This is a genomic window from Pristimantibacillus sp. Z349TD_6 (assembly GCF_056173205.1).
Genome location: NZ_CM149662.1, coordinates 714,656 through 734,012 on the forward strand (window position 1 = coordinate 714,656; position 19,357 = coordinate 734,012).

Genomic DNA, 19,357 nt, shown 5'->3' on the forward strand with positions numbered 1-19,357 from the left:
AAAGACACCGTTGGGGTGTCTTTTTTGACATATGCGCGCCTAGCCAGCGACGAGTAATTGCTGAGAGGCATAACAGTATGAATGATTTAAATACATCGCCATGTGGGCCTTGAGCCTTGGGTGATGTATTTTTTTGTGCTCCAAGACTACTCGACCCAGACGCACTAAACTATAGTCCTGTTTTTACTTGGCTTGGGTCTGGGACAAAGACTAGGCTTGGGTTAGTTCTTATGGAGGCGGCCCCATTGCTATACTTCTAAACAGACTTACATACTTAGATTAAGGGGTTATTGTCATGGGAACATACTTTAGCAACATTTTAACTACCGGATCAGACGAGGAGAAGGCGCGTATTCGTTTGGCTAGGCGAGGACTTCTTGTTTTCTTCGCTATGCTCGTCCCACTCTCTATACTTAGTTATGCGTTATTGATGACATCGCCGATTTTTGTCCTGCTGCTCATGTGGGCACCAGGCTTGTCCTCCATATTCGCCAGAATTGTGCTTCGTGAAGGGATATCGGATATTTCCTTGCGTATTGGGGGGAAGCAAACACTCAAGAAATTGCCGATGATTTTACTGCTTCCAGTCATCATTGGTTTGTTTGCTTACGGAATAGCCTGGGTGACAGGGCTGGTGCAATACGTTACACCGGACACATTTATTAAAGCACCATCTGCAGTTATATTTGTGGGAACTGTACTTATGCAAATGTTATTTGGCACGATAATAGGTGTGATCAGCAGTGCTGGTGAGGAGCTTGGCTGGAGGGGATATATGCTTACACGACTAATAGACGCCCGCATTCCTAAACCAGTGCTTACCAGCGGAATGATTTGGGGCTTATGGCATCTTCCCGTCATGCTTGTAGGGAATTATTATTCTGGTCCATACCCTGCTTTGTCTGTTGTTTTATTCATGATTTCTGTTACTTCCTTCAGTTATATTCTTAGCCGTTTACGCTTATCAACGGGAAGCGTATGGGCTGCTATTCTCCTGCATGCCTCATGGAATGCTGTGATTCAGGATGCGTTCGATTTATTTTCCAGCGGTGAGAATGTGCTGCTATGGACAGGAGAATCGGGAATATTTGTAGCTCTCGCCTTGTTAATAGCGGCATGGATGACATCAAGAAAACCGCTCGAAATTAGAAGGTTATGAGCGACGGAGTGGTTACAGGGGAAGAGGATAAGGCTTAAATAGCATAGCGACATCACATTTGAATACATCGCCTTCTGAGGTATTTTCCTTGGGCGATGTATTTTTGCGCTCGAAAGATCATCGCTATATTTTTCAATAAAGCCCTGTCGAGGACAGATCTTTTAAATTATAAACCTTAAATATTATTAAAGGTTTTTTAAGGAATTAGAAAAAGATGATTTATAGTGCCGTGTTATAATGAAAAACCACAAGAGAGTAAGACAGTACGATTTTGTGTTCGGTATGAGGAGGAATAATGTGAGCATTACAGATATGTTCAATTACTTACGCGTTCTGGGATTGCCAGTGGTCATTGTCGTTGGAATCGAGCTGCTTCTAATTGCAGGTTATTATACATTTTATTATCGCAAAAGAAGGCGAGAGGAAGAGCCCTGGCTGCCTATGAGTAAGCTTATCCTCGGTGCGCTTTTCATCGGTTATATTGTTTTTGTTCTCCAGTTGACCGTTATCGGCCGAGGTACGTCACATTTCTTGGAAATGAACTTATATCCTTTCGGTGGTTATATCGTTGCATGGCAAAAATACTCGCTAAGAGAATTTCAGAACGGCATTTTTAACATTTTAATGTTTGTGCCTTTGGGGATTTTGCTGCCTTGTTTGAGTTACAAGTTTAGAGCGTTCAAACGGATTCTTCTTGTTGTTGTATGTGCGACATTAGCTATCGAAACGTATCAGACGCTTACTGGCGCAGGTCTATTTGAGGTTGATGATCTTATTAACAATACACTTGGCGGCATTATGGGCTACCAGTTGTACAGACTTGCTGCTTCTATCATGGAGCACAAAAAAGTTAAGATCAAGAGCCTGCTGGGCAATCTGTCCATCCCCATAGCAATCGGTTTGATGTTTTGTGCAATGAATATCGTCTATAATCAGCAGGAGTTTGGTCAACTAGCCATTAATTCGTATCACAAATGGAATATGAAGGGCGTTGAGCTTAGCGCTTCACTCTCGTTAAGCCCAGAACCAAATGCTGCTGCGGTATACAAAAGAGTCGTAAATAATGATGAGATCGCAGCGCTGCTGCTGCAAAAACTAGCATTGACTGAGTTAAGCGTCAAGAAGTGGGGAAGTGATCGTGAAAGTGTGTTAACGAGTAATAGCGATACACACTACACGTTATTCCAATCCGAGGGGGGTAACTGGTCGTTAACCGAAAATGATTACGTCCCAGGGCAAGCCTCGCTAACTGATTCGGAATCTATGTTAGAGAAGGCGAAAACGATTGCGGATGATTTGAGCTTGCCTACCGAGAAGGCTGAATTGCGAGGAGTAGATGACGGTGAGTATGCATGGTCACTCTCGCAGATCCCAGGAATGAACGAGGATTACTGGACAGGCGATTTCTCCATTGGCCTAAAAGAGGATGGCAGCATCTACGCGATCAATAGCGGAATTAAGCACAATCAGTTTGTGAGGACGATGGATCTATTATCTCCAGCTGAAGTATATAAACGCATAGAGGATGGGGAATTTCAGCAGCTGAAAAGAAATGCTTTATTAACAAAGGATCAGCTTGAAATAAAAAAGGGTGACCATCTAGAAATAAAAGGAATAGAACTAACCTATATGTATGATTCAAAAGACTTTTATCGGCCTGTATATCAGGTTAATGGAACATATAATGGTGATCCCAACTGGTTTACCTTAATTGATGCAAAGAATTAAAAAAGCTGATTTGGACTTATTTTATTTTGATCCCATATCCTTGGAAGCTCAGCTGGTATTTATAAAAGGGTACCCATACAAACAGACACTTTTAAAAGAGTGTTTAGCGTATGGGTACCTTTTTGTAAGCTAGCGTGAATAGCGGGGGCGAGCCGTCATGCTCTATTTTTCTCCATCCAAGGAACGGTCCAGTCAATCAGGGGTCTTACTTCCATAAGTCGCACATCAGCATTTCCTACTTTATGAATTTTCATATTTTTTTGTTGATCATATTCGTTTCCTAATCTACTAAAATCTTCGTCGTCGACTGCTTGAGTAGAATAAGTAACCCACGTTCTCTTGCCATCAATCATGACTGCACTGCTCTCATCTGCAAATCTTTTAGAAGAAAAATTTGCTCTCGTTTCCGCTAAATGCAGGGATGTATTTTTTTCATAGCCAACACCAATTAATAGTACATGCCCATCTAATTTATACAATTTATCTACAGGGGAGTCGCTGCCAAAAATATTGCTTAAATCATGTTTCTCTGTTATATATTCCGCGTGTTTCCCTACTGCTGCTATCGACCTTGCCGGGTGATCAGATCTTGTGGCCCCTGGCCACTGTCTAAACATTTCAGCCACGACACCCATACCGATCGCAGGTGTTATTTCTTTATCATATGCAGGCCAGTTTTCTCGAATAATAGGCCACCATTCCTTCGGTTCATTCCAATGAACTCCAGTAGAGGGATCAAGGTTTTTCCATGTCTGAGAAGGCATCATCAATGTTCCTTCTTTTCCTACGATTTCAAGAAGTGACCTAATCAATGTTTCAGCCCCGCCTACAACAAATCCCAAGCTTTTTAATGAAGTATGTACGAATATGGTTTGCCCTTCCATTAATCCGCAGTTTTTGAATTGTGTAATTAAATCCTCTTTCGTTAAAATCATTCTCGTTTCTTCGTTTCCAGTCATTGTGCATCCTCCATTTCATTTGGAAAACAAAATAACCCCGCTACAGGTAGCGGGGTTGTCTCTAGCATTGCCAGAAAAGCATAGCCCTTGAATTACTCAAAATGGAATTATTTTTCAATAGTATACCAACAAAAATGACAGTCTACAATGGTCAGCAGAAAAAAATGCTGATGAAGACAGCACGGACAATTCCGCTAAATTGTTATTTTGCGAAGTGGATGGTTAGCACAGAACCATTGCTTCGAGCGCGTAAAAAAATGTATAAATTTTTACAAAAAATAGTTGCGATAGCATTCTATATTTCATATACTGATATTAGTTGCAATGACATACTATTTAAGGGGTGAGAAAAATGAGCGAATATAGGAAGCTTGCTGAGAAGCATGAATCGGAATCTCACGGACAATACATCTCTGCCATCTATCGCCATATGCAAATCTTGATTTCAGCCGAACTGGCACCTTATCGAATCGGCAGCGGGCAGTATATTTTTCTAATGGCCATAGCATCTCAGCAGCCCATTACTCAAAAAGCTTTAAGCGAGAAGCTGCTTATTGACAAGACGACTACCGCTAAGGCGATTGCAAAGCTAGAAGCGGAAGGATATGTGCGCAGGGAAGTTGACCCCGCGGATAACCGCTATCAGCAGCTTTATTTGACAGAATCGGCACAGGACGTGGTGCCGAAAGTACAGGAAGCGTTAGACAGGGTCAAGAGTAGAACCAAGCAGGGGATTTCCGATGAGGATTATGATCTATTTATAAGCCTGTTGAAGGTTGTGCTTAGCAATCTGAGCAGGCAGGATGAAATGCTCTAATGAAAAATGTCACATAAGCGATAGAAATTGCAAATGCTGCGTATGACCAAACGAACCTTAGGAGGGTGTAAAGATGATAGCATATCCGTTTATCGTAGTGGACAACTGCAAGGATGAAATGAAGTATTATCAAAGCGTTTTTGGCGGCGAAATTGTGATTCTACGCAAGCATGGGGAAGAGGTACTCAATGCGGACCTGCAGGTGGGGGATGCAATCCTTAAGTTTGCAGATACTCAAGCAGCGAAACCTACGCTGAAGGGCGATTATGTAAGAGTCTTTCTGAAAATCGAGACGGAGGAGGCTTATCGAGGGATTTACAATGAATTTGCCTCCAACGGGACAGTTAATACGGAAATGTACGAAGCTCCATTTAACGGTCTGCTGGCTATCGTTACCGACCGGAACGGCATATGCTGGGTGTTGTCCTTTTATCGAAGCTGATGCTAGATAATAGGGAATGGAACGTTAGTGTTCACTCTGTGGAACGGGAAGAAATCTGCTTTGCCCCAAGTACTGATTGGCAGGTGCAAGCACAGGGCTATCGACTATATGTTAATACGGATCTGTCAGCAGAGCTACGTGCGCAGGATCAGGTTCGAATGACTGTTGGCGAATTAGGTAAACCCGACTGGGCTGCTTTTATCGGAACGGTAGTGAATTGCAGTACTGATTCTATCCTGCTTTATACGAGTCCCCAATATGAGTCAAGTCTAATGAACACAAGGCAGCTTGAACGCCTGTTCTCACCGCTCACTTCTATAGTGGGAGCCCAAAATGTTATTGATAAATTTGGCGTCTTCCCCCCGTTTCATTACGATGAAATAACGAAGGTCCGTATGGAAGCTGCAGAACTAAATGCCAATCAGAAAAACTTGTCTGTAACGATCAGGCATACAGCCGCAGGTGGGCTGGAGCAGCCTATTGCATTGTATTTCGAAGACATCCAGCATGAGAAAATAAGTCCCGCCGAGGAGTGCAATATCTGTTTGCAGCTGAGTCTCGCCTATGAAGGCGATCAAATTCGCGTCGAATTGGATGCCGTGTCTGGGTTTGAAGCATCGTTTCTATGCCGAAAAATGATTGTTCAATTACACGATGAGAGTTAGAGCTGAGAAACTTCATAGGTCAGACACTAAAAATACAGTGCATAATGGATCTTTGATTCATATGCGCTGTATTTTTTGATGCCTAAAAAACAAACCTTGCTAAGGTCAGGTTTACATGACCTCATTTAACACATTTTCCTTTGCCATACTTTCGCCATGTTCAGGAGCGTTCTTCTCAGACATAATTCAGTTAATAAGTACAGAATTTAGTTTGTTTTATAACTGTCTTTAAGGAGGAATAGGCATGTTTAATAAAACGGTGGCGCTTCAACCTTTTGCTGATATTTCTGCGTATACGGAGGGGTTCAAGATTGTCTCGGCACAAATTGGCTCCGATGGCTGCATGTATGTTTTGCTCATTAACCAGATCCCTGAACGGGAACGGGGCATGTTCGTCCCATCGACTCTAAAGAAACCATATACCTACAAGGTGCTGCTCGTAGAAAAAGATTATGTTGATGAAGTAGTGTTTGCGGATCAACATTTCAATTATCATTATGTTCAGCCGCTTCATAATCGTCTACTGTTAGTCGGAGCGCGCTGCTCTTACTATGGCGTAGGCAAGTATGATCTGAACGCTAAAGTGTGTGATTTTAAAGGGAATACGATCCGAGAATTTTTGCTTGGAGACGGCATTCAAAGTGTTCAGGTGACGGAGAAAGGGATCATTTGGACCAGTTATTTCGACGAAGGTGTGTTTGGAAACAACGGTTGGGATAAACCTGTAGGTGCGCAAGGTCTTCTAGCTTGGGATGAGAACGGCAATAATTTGTATGAGGATCAAGTGTCGGATATCGCCGATTGTTATGCGCTCAATGCAGCTAACGATGAGAAAGTTTGGTTTTATTATTATACAGACTTTTTGCTGGGCTGTATTTCCGGCGGAATCGAGCAGCCCAAGGTCACCTTTATAAATCCTGAGATTTCCGGCTCTTCGGGGTTTTGTACGGATGGTTATCACTTTCTGTTCGACGGCGGTTACGGAAAACACGGAACTTATATTCTTAAGAAAAATGAAAAACCGGGGAGCTTATCCGCAGGGTGCAAGATCCATTTTCTGAATGAAAAAGCTGAGCCGCTTGTCCCGTTAACACAGGATTTTCGAGAGAATCGAGTGCTTTTCAGTGAAGGAAGCTTGTTGTACCTGGTGTCGGTTGAAGAAGTGGTTTAGCCTTGCTCTCCTACTTTCATTGACTAATTCGGTTTATAGTTATAAACTCGTTACATAGGTTTATGATTATAAACCAGATAGGGGAGGTTATTATGAGTAACTTGAAGCTGTGTGAAAGTGATTATCGCTTTATGCTTGTTGTGTGGGAGAGCGAGCCGGTGGCATCCGGAAGGCTCGTAACTCTTTGTTCAGAGAAACTCGGCTGGAAGAAGCCAACCACCTATACCGTACTTCGGAAAATGTGTGAAAAAGGACTTCTTAAAAATGAGGATACAATGGTAAGCTCCATTATTCCAAAAGAGCAGATCCAGGCGTACGAAAGCGAGCATTTTATTGAGCGGACTTTTGAGGGCTCGCTGCCCCAGTTTCTCGTCTCTTTTTTCGGCAATAAAGCTCTCTCCAATAAGGAAGCTGATGAGCTAAAGCGTCTAATTGATGAGCATAAGGAGGGTTGAGTATGGAAACGTTGTTTCTAAAAATACTCAATATGTCTCTCACGGCGTCTTATGTCATTATCGTCGTGCTTCTCATCCGTCTGCTGTTGAAACGGGCACCAAAAAAATATTCCTATTTGCTATGGGCGATTGTACTGTTCCGCCTAGTTTGTCCGGTGTCTATTTCCTCTGAGCTCAGCCTCTTTAATGCTCCCCCCTTTGACATGACTGCAGCGCAAAAGAGCGGCGAAGCGGCACTGAGCTATGTCCCAGCAGACATCGGCTATATGGAGAAGCCGGGGATGACGGTAGGCATACCGACCGTAAATGTCATGATAAGCGACACGCTGCCGCAAGCGGACCCGACTGCTAGCGTAAATCCATTGCAAATATGGATACAGATCGGTACAGTTTTATGGTGTATAGGTGTACTTGCGCTGCTTGTTTACAGCTTGGTGACCTATTTCCGTTTGAAACGCCGCATGGCTACAGCAGTCCGTTTGGATAAACATATATTTGAGTCCGACAGCATCCGGTCGCCATTTATTCTTGGCTTTATCAAACCGCGAATTTATATTCCCTTTGGGCTTCAGGAGCAAGAACGAGTTTACATTCTGAAGCATGAAGCCTACCATTTAAAGAGGAAAGATCACTTAATCAAGCCGCTCGCCTTTGTGGTTCTTGCTTTTCACTGGTTTAATCCGCTTGCTTGGCTTGCCTTTATATTAATGGCCAAAGACATGGAGATGAGCTGCGATGAAAAGGTGCTGTCGGAGACGGGTTCGGGAATCGCGAAGGATTATTGCACGTCATTGCTAGCCTTTGCAGCAAACCGCCGCTTACCGTCTGCTAGTCCGCTAGCCTTTGGAGAGACAGGCATCCGTGAGCGCGTCAAAAATATACTACGCTTTAAGACGCCAAATAAACGGGTAATCGTGTTCTCAGCCGCAGCTTGTATAATCGCTGTTGCCGTCTGTGCAACAAATCCGATCGTGAATGGGGCGCTGCAAGAGACTGGAGAACCGTATGGCAGCTATCGCTTTGAGGAACAGGTATATATGAATTTACTGAGCTCGTTTGTAGCTGTCGATGGGTTTAAGGAGTACTATACTTTTACCGAAAACTCGCTAATTATAACCGACGGAGCCGGCAATCAACAGAAAATGAAGGCTGTTTATGAACGGAAAGCTTTAGATGTGCAAAAGTTTAATGAAAGCTTTATGCCTAGTATTAATGTTCCTAATATTTTAGGTTATAAAGAAAGATACGAGTATGTGCTAACCGATTCGGCCGTTGATCCTGAATATCGTCTTTTTCTGCTGGATGATGAGATATGGCTGGCAAAAACACATAAGGATAACGTCAATACTCTAAAGAGCGAATATATTTGGAGCATCTACAAAATTTCGAAGCTAGACGAGGAGATAGTAGAATCTGAATCTATAGTGGGAACTCAGAACGGTGTTGATGCTTTTTTAGCTTTGCAAAAGGATTTTAATTCAGGCTACGACTCAGATAAGTGTTATAACATCACACCGCAATCTATTAGTGAAAACTCTGAATATAGCATTTTCAAATATGACAAATCTGCCGCTTCATTTTTGTTATATAAGGGAGTTGTATATCCGCTTGGCGAGTGGTTTGGTGGGTTTGGCGTAACAAGTATGGCTCTAGCCGACATGGACAACGATGGGGATTCCGAATTGTATTTTACATACTCATGGGGTTCTGGCCTTCATCGCTCTCATGCGGCTTATTTTAACCCGTCTACCAAAGAAATTGTAACCTTACCCTACACAAATATGAATAAGGACATGACCCTCGTGGATCATGGTGACGGCAGTCTGTCTCTATATGGCGCAGACATATCAAATCTAATAGATTTTGCTCATTTTGATAGGAAGAAAACTGATTTTATATCGGATATTGTTTATGAGAAAGGGCAGACCTTATTAAGTAAAGCTAGAAGCTCAGATCACGGTAATTGAGGATGCAGCTTTCACTGCTATGATCCAATTTCCATTCCAAAATCATTTTTCTAACGAACCGTATTGCCCTTATTGTGCATTAAAGTACAACTATTTCATTTTAACGAACCTGGATAACGTTATAACATGCTTTATTAGAAATTATGAGCTGCTTTTCTCGAAATAACGATTCTGGAGTTCGTTACAATTTTAATCGACTACCAATGGCTTAAATAAGAGCTATAAGGTTCGTAAGCTAAAGGAATGGTAAGAGAAGGACGTCCTTCTGCCTAAGCTCCATCGAAAAACAAAGCGGGGTCTGTTTCAAGCGTAGGTAATTCTACTTTTGGGGCAGCCCTTTTTAAAATTAAAGGAATGGCGATAAGTTACGAAAAAAGGCTGCTCGTTCTCTATTTTCGTTTATTTCATTCCTTTGTTCTACTTTAGAGAAGCAAAAATATTCATGTTTATGTCAGCGTTTACATTGTAACTGGGTTCGAGTAAAGTGATGAAATAAGGGGGATCGCATATGCGTAGAAGTTGGCTGCTGGGACTTATTGTGTGTACAGGTTTAATTCATCTTGCGACGTTATCAGTGGACAGTACGGCGCTGCATTGGATATTCAAGCTTCTACCAATGGCACTCATGATTACGCTCGTTGCTCGCAGTGTACCAGATGGACGCGGCCAAGCGGTTTATAGGAAGCTGATTCTGACAGGGCTGCTGTTTAGCCTATTGGGAGATGCGTTCCTGCTGCTTCCCGATGATCCGTGGTTTGTGTTCGGATTGGGTGCGTTTCTAACGGGGCATTTGTTTTATGTGGCCGCAATGGTTTCTCGTTGGTTTAAGCAGCAATCGCGAATGAGCTGGTACGGTGTGCTTGCGGGCTTAGTTATCTTCATTTACTCGGTGCTGCTGGGCAGTCGCTTTTATGAGCGTATTTCGGGGGATGAAAGCTTAAGCGGGTTATGGATTCCCGTCGTTGTCTACATTACCGTTATTGGAGCGATGTGCTTTACGGCAATTATGAGCCGCAATGCGTTTGCGATTGTTGGTGCGATACTATTCGTTGCATCGGACTCGATACTGGCTTGGAATAAGTTTGTCGCAGATGTGCCTTATTCAGATCTCCTTATTATGTCTACTTACTTCGCTGCTCAATTGTTGATTGCTTCAAGCGTACAGAAGGTCAAGAATGTTGGAGCGGCGGCCGCTAAGCCTAAGAACATCCCTCTGTGATTAAGAATACGAACTTGATAATTGTGAATCAAATTGGATCGAGAACAAGTGTCGCCTGACACCTGATCGAACTTGGAGCATTCTTCAAATAAGCAGCGAGTGGTATAATCTCCTGCGGTAAATACAGAAAAAGGGCTAGGAGCCCTTATTGCCGTTGATATAGCCTTATGTCTTATTCTCCTCATGAGCAGTTTATATGCCTTCCCAACCCATTGAGCTGCCGTATACACACCAAAATCTATTAATCTCCATATGATAGTAGTAATTCTACTAATATTAAGGAGATGATAGGAATGATGAGAACAGGGGGAAGCAAGAGCGGAGGAGACCGAAGCTCAGGTTGCAAATGCTCAAAAAACCAGAGCCATGGCGATAAAAGCGAAGGCCACAAGAGTGGAGGACACAAAAACGAAGGACATAAAAGCGAAGGCCACAAAAATGAAGGTCACAAGAGCGAAGGCCATAAATGCTGCTGCGGTAAAAGCAGTGGAAGCAACAGCAATATTTTAAAAATTCTTTTGCGAATTGGTGTAGGAACACCCAATGTTCGGATTCATTTTGATGGAACATCGCATGTAGGTGTTTATTTGGGCATTTCAGATGGCAGCGTCATTCTTAATGTAAGAGGTGTCGTAGCATATATTAAAATAACTTCTATAACGGCTGTAGAGTTAGGTGTTAAAGTCAATAGAAAGTGTAAGAGAAAACAGTCGTGGAAATGCAGAAAAACATAAGCTAAATGTGTGTACTCATTGGATATAACAGCCGTACTGTTAGCAAGAAGGCCGTGTTCATTTCCTTGTTTGGGTGGCACGGTCTAATCATTATTCCTGCCAATATAAACAAAAAAAGGGCTAGAAGCCCTTATTGTTGTAGATATGACCCAGATGGAGTTAGTTCACTTAATGTTATGATCGAATCTGCTTTTCCATCACCATATAACGCGGGAAAATGATTAATCTTGGGGACGAGTGCCGGGCTCCAGACCAGTAGAGGTTGCTGTCTTAATAAGCCGGACCGATAGGTCGCTATGCAGCCGAATTTGGCAGGATAGCCGAATAGCTGCATCCTCGATTCCTTTATTGCGAAGAACTGTCGCTTCTGCCTCACTCATCTCGCCTGCATCTCCAGAGAGCACTTCTACAGCACAGGTCGTACACTTAACATTCCCGCCGCATCGGTGCAGGACGTCGACTCCATTATCCTCTAACATTAGCACAAGCTTTGTGCCTTCTACTGCCTGAATGGCGTTTCTTCCTTCTACTTGAACCGTTGGCATTTGCCATTCCTCCTCGAATTGTTCATCCTTATATTACCTAACCAGCTTATATTAAACCATTATCTTGATGAATAAGTCCAATTCTATAGCCCTTATCAGAATAAAGACCCACAAGAGGGGGGCTTTTTTCAAAGTATCCTTCTTATGGGTAAATAACCAAAATGAAAAGAACCGAAACCCATTCATTCAACGGGTTTCGGTTCTTTAATGCCGCCAGCTTAGCTGGTTGCAACGGCCACCCAGTGGCCTTTTTTCACATCCAATAAAATTAGCATTATGTTAGGTGAACTAGACAAGAACAATCCACTACTATTATTATAATTCTTATAATAATTCGATTTATTTTTAATTTGAGAAATAAGATAGTTGTCATTATGTTAGATGTCTGTGGAAATGATTATGGGATGGGAGTGATGGCTGCGATGCAGGAATACGAGTATGAGTTTGCTGATTTCATTTACTATACGCCTGGGCAACTGGAAAAGGAATGTCGTATATGGCCGGTTCGAGCGGGTCGCTGTTTGGCCAAGCCTAACTATAAAGTGGGACCCAAGAGGATCGAGTGCTACAGTCTTCACTTTGTGCAGGAGGGAATGGTTCGGCTGCAGTACGAAGGCAAGCAGGTGGAGCTGGAGAAGGGCGACGTGTTTTGTTTATTTCCTTATCGTAAATATTTCTACGACATGCTTCCCACTGATCGGCCGCTTCAAATGAGCTGGTTGGCGGTGGATGGCGATAGGGCAATGGCGTTGCTAGAGCTTGCGGGTTTAACGCATGAGCATCCGTTTCGCAAGAAGGCGCTGACCTCACGAGTCAGAGCATCGGCAGACCAAGTCATTCATACGCTTGAGGGCGCTCAGAGGTGGAATCCGGCAGGTGCACTTGAGCTGCAAAGTCATATTTGTGCATTATTCGCCGGGTTGATTCCGGATTCGGTACCAGTTCAAGAGGCCGAGCTTGCAGGTTGGATTCATGAATGCATGAAATACATAGAGCTGCACGCCTCAGAGGGAATATCCGTCCAACAGGTAGCGGATTTCGCGGGTGTTCATCGTTCCTACTTTACCCAAGTGTTTACAAGCCAAGCGGGCATGCCGCCAATGAAGTACATGCAGAAGATCCGTATGGACAAGGCGAGGCAGCTGCTAATGGATACAGATGCAACGATAACGGAGATCGCTCTGTCCCTTGGGTATCCGAATTTGTATACGTTCACCAGAGCATTCAAGACTTATTTTAAGGAATCCCCCTTAACTCTAAGAAAGACAATTGGATAATCTCAAGTAGGTGCAATATATTTGAAAACGATTACACGATAAACACTTCCTTATGTTCAAAAAGGAGATTTCTCGATATGAAGTTATCCACCCTTCAACGATGGATTTCGCCCCGTTTAAGCATTCAAGGGAAGATATTCATCGCATTCAGTCTAGTCGCCCTGCTTTCCATATTATCCGTATCTGGCATTGTCTATTTGAATATGCGCGAGACGATAAAGGATAACGCAGTTACTTCGGTATCGGATAGTATTCGCCAGGCGGATGAATCCCTAAATATTATGCTGGAAGAGATCGACCGGCTGAACACGGTAGTAGTGACTAACAAAAACACGGTGATCGATACGCTGCTCAGTCCATCGGAAGAGATCAGCTACGAATGGTTTTTAGAACAGAAGCGGATTGAAGAATTTCTATCGGTGCTGATCGATTATAAGCCCTACATTTCTAGGATTGCCGTTGTTGGGTTGAACGGAAAGGTTTTTTTCTCCGGTGGTCCATGGCTGGACCGGACAGTCCTTGGGTCACAGATGATGGATTATACGCTTGGAAACGGATCGCGCCATGCCTATTTGAAGCAGACCGGCGTGTCGGATGCCATTACCGTAGGCAGAGAAATCCGTTATAACCGCGAGACAATCGGCGTAGTTATGGTGGATTTAAACTATGATTTCATCAAAAAAACGTATGGAGTGAAGCCGACCGCCGATAGCATGCTGTATGTGCTCGATAAAGAAGGCGGATTCGTGTATCAGTCCGAATCGGCGCCGTCTTTTGCTCCTCCTATTGAGAAGATTGTAAGCATTAAGCAGGAGTTCAAAGGCCCTGGCGATGCGGCGGAAATGATTATAGATGGAAGAACCTACACCGTCGTTAGACGTTCATCGGAATATACGGGCTGGACTACACTGGCGCTAATACCGATGGATTCACTGCTTAGTGAATCTGCGAATCTTCGCAAGCTGATGGCTGAAGTATCGGTATTTGTTTTGGCCATCGTGTTAATCTGCTCACTGCAGGTGTCCTCCCGGATCACCATAAATATTCGGCGTCTGAAGTCCATGATGATGCGGGTGAAGGACGGGAATTTGGAATTTCCAATGAAGGAAATCAAAACGAAAGACGAGGTAGGCCAGCTGTACCACGTCTTTATCGGTATGGTGGAGGAATTGAAACGGCTGCTGGAAGGAATTCGAATCAGTGAGAAGGAGAAGCGCGAAGCGGAGTTGACGGCTCTTCAGGCGCAGATACGTCCACATTTCCTATACAATTCCCTCAATACAATCAAATACTTGGCCAAGCTGAACGGGGTGCCCAATATCGAGGAGGTATCCGGCTCTTTAATCGAGCTGATGCGCGGGGTTTTAGGTAATTCCAATGAATATCTTACGGTTCGAGAGGAGCTGGACTATGTAAGAAGTTATATCTCCATCGTGAAATATAAGTACATGCAGCCAATTCCAGTGTATGAGGAGATTGAGGATGAAGCCCTGCTGGAATGCCGGGTACCCAAGCTTATGCTGCAGCCTATCGTGGAGAACGCCATCATTCATGGGATCGGCTCGCTGGAGGAAGGGGGAGCGGTTATGATTCGCGTTTGCGAAGAGAATCACAACCTAAAAATCGAAGTGACGGACAACGGCAAAGGTATGACCCTGGAGCAGATGGATTTGCTGCTGGGCGAGCATAGCAAAGGAGAGGCTCCATCACGTTTCAGTGGTATGGGAGTGCGTAATGTGCATGAACGAATTGTTCGCATAAATGGAGAACCTTACGGTATAAAGCTGTACAGCGAGCTGGGACTATATACGAAGGTCGTAATTACACTTCCCGTTCTACGGGACACGGAAAAATTAGATCATGAGGTGATATAGGTTATGTTTCAAGTGCTGTTGGTTGATGACGAGCCGCTGGTCCGCAACAACTTATCGACGCTAATCAATTTCCGGAAACACGGCTTTGAAATAAGTGGTGAAGCGCACAACGGAGTCATGGCCTTGGCATTGATCGAGCAGTCTCCGCCGCATATCGCCATTATAGACGTAAATATGCCCGAAATGAATGGTGTGGAGCTAAATCGAACGATCAAAGAAAGATATCCTGCCATTAAGACGATTATGCTTAGCAGCTTTGACGACTATGATTATGTGCGAGATTGCTTGAAAAATGGCTCCATTGATTATTTGCTAAAGCATCGTCTCGACGGAGCAACGCTGATTGACATGTTGAACAAAGCGGTTCTTGCGCTTCGGCAGGAGGATCGGCTGTTGGAGGACCGCAATGATCAGAAAGCGATGGCAGAACGAATGAATCCCGTGCTCATCCGTGGTTATATAGCCGATTTGGTAAGAAGGAAATCGCAGTCCGCTCAGGAGATTGAAACCTTTGCACGAAAGAATGGGCTATATTCTCAAACGGTGAGCTACGCTGCAGCGTCTCTTCAGATTGTCCCTTTCCTGCTGCTGACGCAATCCTGCAGCGACGTACAGACCAATCGGCTCGTCCAGCAGGCTGTTGAGATCATGCAGCAGAGTCTGGGTGATATACAAGAACGTACAGCCGCCTACCTTGAGAACGGACGTATGGTTGTCGTTTTTTCGTTCAAGGAACGAAGCGAGCATGCAGCCGCAAGCGAGGCTGACCGAATGATGAGCAAGCTTCGCCATGCGCTGGAGCTATTCCTGAATTTAAAGTGCGTTTATGCCGTCGGACATTTATGCAGCAGCCTGTCACTTCTTGGAACGAGTTACGGTTCCGCAGAGCGATTGCTTGACTTTTCACCCGGCGAGGAACTGACTGGCCAAGTGAATGGAGGGGGAAATGGCATATACGGTCAGCGGGTCTCTTTAACCATCGAGGAGCAGAAACAGCTGCTGCTCTCAATCGAGATGCTCGATAAGGACGGCATGCAGCGGCTGATCTTGTCCGTATTCGATTCGATTAAGGGGCAGCCCATTCACTCTCATTCCGTGCAAATGATCATCAGCGAGCTTCTGCATATCGCGGATAAAGTGTTGAAGAAATGGCTGCCTCAGCATGGCTCTGCGATGGACAAGCTTCCTGCAAGGAGCGAACTGGGTAGATTAGACAGCGTTGGAGAGATGGAGCATTGGCTGCAAGCCTTCTATGCCAGCCTGTTGAGCCTGCTCAAGGAGACACATGCAGTGGGACCGTATTCACGGCATGTATCGCAAGCGATAGGATTCATTCTGGAAAGATATTCAGGCAGCGTCACGCTGGAGCTGGCAGCGGACGCCATCAGCCTGAATCCATCGTATTTAAGCAGAATATTCAAAGAAGAGACGAAGTCGACGTTCTCTGAATATTTAAACCGGATCCGAATCGATGCAGCGCGCAAGCTGCTAGAGAACGGTCAATACTCGCTCAAGCAAATCAGCAGTCAAGCGGGCTTTTCTTCCTACAATTATTTTTTTAGAGTGTTTAAGGAAATGACCGGCGTGACGCCCCAAACGTATTTGAACGGTTTGGGAGGCGGGGGAGCTGAAGCGAAGTTGTAAAATATGTGGAGTAAATAGTCATATTATTATAACTTTGTGGCGAAACGGGTGAATTATAATGAGTGGACACCGCTGGCAAACGGTTACACCATTCGGTGAATAGAACATTGGAGGTCACAGATTTATGCGTAGACACTGGGGAAGAAACGCACTTACTACGATGATCGTTTCCGGTCTGATCCTGACCGGCTGCAGCAACAACAACGGAGGCTCAAAGACAGAGAATCAGCCTTCGCCTGCTTCTGAAAGCGCTGTTAAAGCGGAAGGGTTCCCGATCGTGGAGCAACCGATCAAGCTCAAGATGTTCACGCGAATCGCGCCTGCTAACGGGCCGTTCAAAGATATGCCGGTGTTCCAAGACTATGAGAAATTAAGCAACATTCAAGTAGCATTTACCGAAGCTCCTACAGACGGCTTCGCAGAGAAAAAAAATCTATTGTTCGCTTCCAACGAGCTTCCCGATGTATTGTACCGATCGGAACTCAATCCGCTTGAGACTATTCGCTACGGGACGGCCGGACAGCTTATTCCGCTGGAGAATTTAATTGAGCAGTATGCACCAAATTTGAAAAGCCTAATGGAGCAATATCCAGAGATCCGCTCGGGCATTACGACTCCGGAAGGACACATTTACTCGATTCCCGGCATCGTAACGACAGGCTCGGCGCGTACGGACAAACGCTGGATCAATAAAGCTTGGCTCGAGAAGCTGAACCTGGAAGAGCCCAAAACGACGGATGAGCTATATAAAGTACTCCTCGCTTTCCGGGATGGAGATCCGAACGGAGATGGCAAATCAGATGAAATTCCTATGACTGCGCGTAAGGCGGCAGCGGGGATACCTATCGTAAACATGATGGCCGGATCGTTTGGCCTCGATTTGCAGCTCGGCTATAACATCAACATCGAAGACGGCAAGATCAATATTTGGAGCAGCGACGAGAAGCACAAAGAGCTGCTTATGTACTTGAACAAGCTGTATAAGGAGAAGCTTCTGGATCAGGAAATCTTCACGCATACGGAAGCACAATATCTTGCTAAGCAAGGCTCAGGCAATACGGGTCTTTTCTTTGACCAGACGAACAACAACTTCTTGCCGATCCAGGATCAATATGTCGGCACCGCTCCTCCAGTCGGTCCGCATGGCGACCAGATGCAAAGCCCGGTAGCGCCGGTGCCACGCGACTTCGGAGCGTTCGCTATTACATCTGTGAACAAATATCCGGAAGCGACAATACGCTGGATCGACTATTTCTACAGTGACGAAGGCTCCACCCTGCTGCGCTTTGGCAGAGAGGGCGAGCATTACGAGCTGAAGGACGGCATGCCATATTACAAAGAGGATTTTCTGGCAATAACAGGCGCGCAGGGAAAAATGACACCGTACGCAGGCGGCGGCGCGCCTCACTTGATCAGCGACAAGGTAGCGTCTTTCATTAATCCACCGCAAGTTCAAGAGGCATACGCGAAGCTGGAGCCGTACATGCCGAAGATTCGTTATGCTGCTCCGATGTTCAATGAAGAGAACGCTCAGAAGGTTAATATTCTGCGCAATGACATCGACAAATATATCGACGAGCAAAGCACGAAGTTTATCGTTGGCGCGATCAGCTTCGATAAGTGGGAGGAATTCCAGTCTACTTTGAAAAAAATGAAGATCGACGAGCTGGAACAGCTCTATCAAGAAGCTTACGACAAGATGGAGAAATAAGACCGAGACCGTATGAATAAGGAGTGAATGCTCATGAAGAGCGCGCAAGAAGGTGCAGCCGCTCTGTCCCATATCCAGCCGAGGCGCGGATCCAGCCTGATCAGGAATATAGCCAAACGGTATGATCTGTATCTTATGCTGCTTCTGCCGATAGCCTGGTACTTAATCTTTAACTACGGTCCACTGTACGGCCTGCAAATCGCATTCAAAAACTTCAATCCGGCAAAGGGCATTTTCGGAAGCCCTTGGGAAGGCTTCGGGCATTTCGAACGGTTTTTCGACTCGTATTATTTCTGGAGGCTGTTATGGAACACGGTGTCCATCAACTTGTTCTCTCTGCTCATCGCATTCCCGGTTCCGATTATGCTCGCTCTAATTGTTAATGAAATCCGAAGCAAAACCTTTAGCAAATGGCTGCAAAATATTACGTATATCCCTCATTTCATTTCGGTTGTCGTTATCGTAGGCATATTGAACGTATTCCTATCGCCGACAGGACCGATCAATATGATGATCGAGGCATTCGGCGGCACTTCAGTCCGATTCATGGAGGCAGCCGGCTGGTTCAAGACGATCTTCATCAGCTCAAACATATGGCAAAACATGGGGTGGCAATCGATTATCTACATTGCGGCGCTTAGCGGAGTGAATCCGCAGCTATACGAAGCGGCCAAGATGGACGGAGCGTCGAGGCTGAGGCGCATATGGCATGTCTCGCTTCCAGGCATAGCTCCGGTCATCGTGATCCTGCTCATTCTGGATATCGGCCATTTCATGAACGTCGGCTTTGAGAAAATTTTGCTCATGCAAAACAACTTGAATTTGGAATCAAGCGACGTCATCTCCACGTTTGTCTATACGACAGGCATATTGAAGGGAGAATACAGCTACACGGCGGCTATCGGACTGTTCAACTCGGTCATCAATCTCATCCTGCTGCTGATGGTCAACCGATTTGCGCGCAAGACGTCAGAGACGAGCTTATGGTAA

General features: G+C 44.8%; 17 protein-coding genes. 15 read left to right on the forward strand and 2 right to left on the reverse strand.

Annotated elements, in window-relative coordinates:
- Positions 1–295 precede the first annotated feature (295 nt).
- Together AC0VYE_RS03120 and AC0VYE_RS03125 are read left to right on the forward strand one after the other, a co-directional pair.
- Positions 296–1,159 carry a CPBP family glutamic-type intramembrane protease gene (locus AC0VYE_RS03120; protein WP_475445983.1) on the forward strand — a complete coding sequence of 288 codons (864 nt, stop codon included), beginning with the start codon at positions 296–298 and terminating at the stop codon, positions 1,157–1,159.
- A gap of 297 nt (positions 1,160–1,456) precedes the next feature.
- Complete coding sequence (locus tag AC0VYE_RS03125; protein ID WP_475445985.1) at positions 1,457–2,887, forward strand: VanZ family protein; 1,431 nt, start codon at positions 1,457–1,459, stop codon at positions 2,885–2,887.
- 155 nt (positions 2,888–3,042) lie between these two features.
- Here the strand turns inward: AC0VYE_RS03125 and AC0VYE_RS03130 are convergent, their stop codons facing one another.
- A complete protein-coding gene (locus AC0VYE_RS03130; protein ID WP_475445987.1) occupies positions 3,043–3,846 on the reverse strand; it encodes an AAC(3) family N-acetyltransferase in 804 nt (267 codons plus the stop codon).
- Between the two features lie 352 nt (positions 3,847–4,198).
- Here AC0VYE_RS03130 and AC0VYE_RS03135 point away from each other — a divergent pair, with 352 nt between their 5' ends.
- The 8 genes from AC0VYE_RS03135 (at position 4,199) to AC0VYE_RS03170 (ending at position 11,316) form a co-directional block, all read left to right on the forward strand.
- Positions 4,199–4,663 (forward strand): MarR family winged helix-turn-helix transcriptional regulator, encoded by a 465-nt coding sequence (locus AC0VYE_RS03135; RefSeq protein ID WP_475445989.1) that lies wholly within the window; start codon positions 4,199–4,201, stop codon positions 4,661–4,663.
- Between the two features lie 73 nt (positions 4,664–4,736).
- Positions 4,737–5,105, forward strand: a complete 369-nt coding sequence (locus AC0VYE_RS03140) for a VOC family protein (RefSeq protein WP_475445991.1) — start codon at positions 4,737–4,739, stop codon at positions 5,103–5,105.
- 38 nt (positions 5,106–5,143) lie between these two features.
- Positions 5,144–5,770: a hypothetical protein gene (locus tag AC0VYE_RS03145; protein ID WP_475445993.1), complete on the forward strand. Its 627-nt coding sequence runs from the start codon at positions 5,144–5,146 to the stop codon at positions 5,768–5,770.
- Between the two features lie 244 nt (positions 5,771–6,014).
- Positions 6,015–6,941 carry a hypothetical protein gene (locus tag AC0VYE_RS03150; protein ID WP_475445995.1) on the forward strand — a complete coding sequence of 309 codons (927 nt, stop codon included), beginning with the start codon at positions 6,015–6,017 and terminating at the stop codon, positions 6,939–6,941.
- Between the two features lie 92 nt (positions 6,942–7,033).
- Positions 7,034–7,396: a BlaI/MecI/CopY family transcriptional regulator gene (locus tag AC0VYE_RS03155; RefSeq protein ID WP_076268671.1), complete on the forward strand. Its 363-nt coding sequence runs from the start codon at positions 7,034–7,036 to the stop codon at positions 7,394–7,396.
- A 2-nt stretch (positions 7,397–7,398) separates the two neighbouring features.
- Positions 7,399–9,363 (forward strand): M56 family metallopeptidase, encoded by a 1,965-nt coding sequence (locus AC0VYE_RS03160; RefSeq protein ID WP_475445997.1) that lies wholly within the window; start codon positions 7,399–7,401, stop codon positions 9,361–9,363.
- Between the two features lie 508 nt (positions 9,364–9,871).
- On the forward strand, positions 9,872–10,582 hold the full coding sequence (locus AC0VYE_RS03165) for a lysoplasmalogenase (RefSeq protein ID WP_475445999.1): 711 nt from the start codon (positions 9,872–9,874) through the stop codon (positions 10,580–10,582).
- 293 nt (positions 10,583–10,875) lie between these two features.
- Entirely contained in the window at positions 10,876–11,316 is a 441-nt protein-coding gene (locus AC0VYE_RS03170) for a hypothetical protein (protein WP_076268674.1), read from the forward strand.
- Positions 11,317–11,537: 221 nt separating this feature from the next.
- Here the strand turns inward: AC0VYE_RS03170 and AC0VYE_RS03175 are convergent, their stop codons facing one another.
- A complete protein-coding gene (locus AC0VYE_RS03175; RefSeq protein WP_076268675.1) occupies positions 11,538–11,861 on the reverse strand; it encodes a 2Fe-2S iron-sulfur cluster-binding protein in 324 nt (107 codons plus the stop codon).
- A gap of 413 nt (positions 11,862–12,274) precedes the next feature.
- Between AC0VYE_RS03175 and AC0VYE_RS03180 the strand changes: the two genes are divergently transcribed.
- The 5 genes from AC0VYE_RS03180 to AC0VYE_RS03200 all read left to right on the forward strand — a co-directional run bounded on the left by AC0VYE_RS03180 (position 12,275) and on the right by AC0VYE_RS03200 (position 19,357).
- Positions 12,275–13,138 (forward strand): AraC family transcriptional regulator, encoded by an 864-nt coding sequence (locus AC0VYE_RS03180; RefSeq protein ID WP_475446002.1) that lies wholly within the window; start codon positions 12,275–12,277, stop codon positions 13,136–13,138.
- A 77-nt stretch (positions 13,139–13,215) separates the two neighbouring features.
- Complete coding sequence (locus AC0VYE_RS03185) at positions 13,216–15,012, forward strand: sensor histidine kinase (RefSeq protein WP_475446004.1); 1,797 nt, start codon at positions 13,216–13,218, stop codon at positions 15,010–15,012.
- Positions 15,013–15,015: 3 nt separating this feature from the next.
- A complete protein-coding gene (locus AC0VYE_RS03190) occupies positions 15,016–16,656 on the forward strand; it encodes a response regulator (RefSeq protein ID WP_076268677.1) in 1,641 nt (546 codons plus the stop codon).
- 124 nt (positions 16,657–16,780) lie between these two features.
- Positions 16,781–18,367 (forward strand): extracellular solute-binding protein, encoded by a 1,587-nt coding sequence (locus AC0VYE_RS03195; protein WP_076268678.1) that lies wholly within the window; start codon positions 16,781–16,783, stop codon positions 18,365–18,367.
- Between the two features lie 33 nt (positions 18,368–18,400).
- Complete coding sequence (locus tag AC0VYE_RS03200) at positions 18,401–19,357, forward strand: ABC transporter permease (protein ID WP_441878841.1); 957 nt, start codon at positions 18,401–18,403, stop codon at positions 19,355–19,357.

What these genes read in the sequence shown, in the direction of transcription:
- AC0VYE_RS03175 (WP_076268675.1), bottom strand. Translation starts at nt 11,861, where the DNA reads ATGCCAACGGTTCAAGTAGAAGGAAGAAACGCCATTCAGGCAGTAGAA.
- AC0VYE_RS03170 (WP_076268674.1), top strand. Translation starts at nt 10,876, where the DNA reads ATGATGAGAACAGGGGGAAGCAAGAGCGGAGGAGACCGAAGCTCAGGT.
- AC0VYE_RS03200 (WP_441878841.1), top strand. Translation starts at nt 18,401, where the DNA reads ATGAAGAGCGCGCAAGAAGGTGCAGCCGCTCTGTCCCATATCCAGCCG.
- AC0VYE_RS03190 (WP_076268677.1), top strand. Translation starts at nt 15,016, where the DNA reads ATGTTTCAAGTGCTGTTGGTTGATGACGAGCCGCTGGTCCGCAACAAC.
- AC0VYE_RS03195 (WP_076268678.1), top strand. Translation starts at nt 16,781, where the DNA reads ATGCGTAGACACTGGGGAAGAAACGCACTTACTACGATGATCGTTTCC.
- AC0VYE_RS03130 (WP_475445987.1), bottom strand. Translation starts at nt 3,846, where the DNA reads ATGACTGGAAACGAAGAAACGAGAATGATTTTAACGAAAGAGGATTTA.
- AC0VYE_RS03150 (WP_475445995.1), top strand. Translation starts at nt 6,015, where the DNA reads ATGTTTAATAAAACGGTGGCGCTTCAACCTTTTGCTGATATTTCTGCG.
- AC0VYE_RS03140 (WP_475445991.1), top strand. Translation starts at nt 4,737, where the DNA reads ATGATAGCATATCCGTTTATCGTAGTGGACAACTGCAAGGATGAAATG.
- AC0VYE_RS03180 (WP_475446002.1), top strand. Translation starts at nt 12,275, where the DNA reads ATGGCTGCGATGCAGGAATACGAGTATGAGTTTGCTGATTTCATTTAC.
- AC0VYE_RS03155 (WP_076268671.1), top strand. Translation starts at nt 7,034, where the DNA reads ATGAGTAACTTGAAGCTGTGTGAAAGTGATTATCGCTTTATGCTTGTT.
- AC0VYE_RS03120 (WP_475445983.1), top strand. Translation starts at nt 296, where the DNA reads ATGGGAACATACTTTAGCAACATTTTAACTACCGGATCAGACGAGGAG.
- AC0VYE_RS03165 (WP_475445999.1), top strand. Translation starts at nt 9,872, where the DNA reads ATGCGTAGAAGTTGGCTGCTGGGACTTATTGTGTGTACAGGTTTAATT.
- AC0VYE_RS03160 (WP_475445997.1), top strand. Translation starts at nt 7,399, where the DNA reads ATGGAAACGTTGTTTCTAAAAATACTCAATATGTCTCTCACGGCGTCT.
- AC0VYE_RS03185 (WP_475446004.1), top strand. Translation starts at nt 13,216, where the DNA reads ATGAAGTTATCCACCCTTCAACGATGGATTTCGCCCCGTTTAAGCATT.
- AC0VYE_RS03135 (WP_475445989.1), top strand. Translation starts at nt 4,199, where the DNA reads ATGAGCGAATATAGGAAGCTTGCTGAGAAGCATGAATCGGAATCTCAC.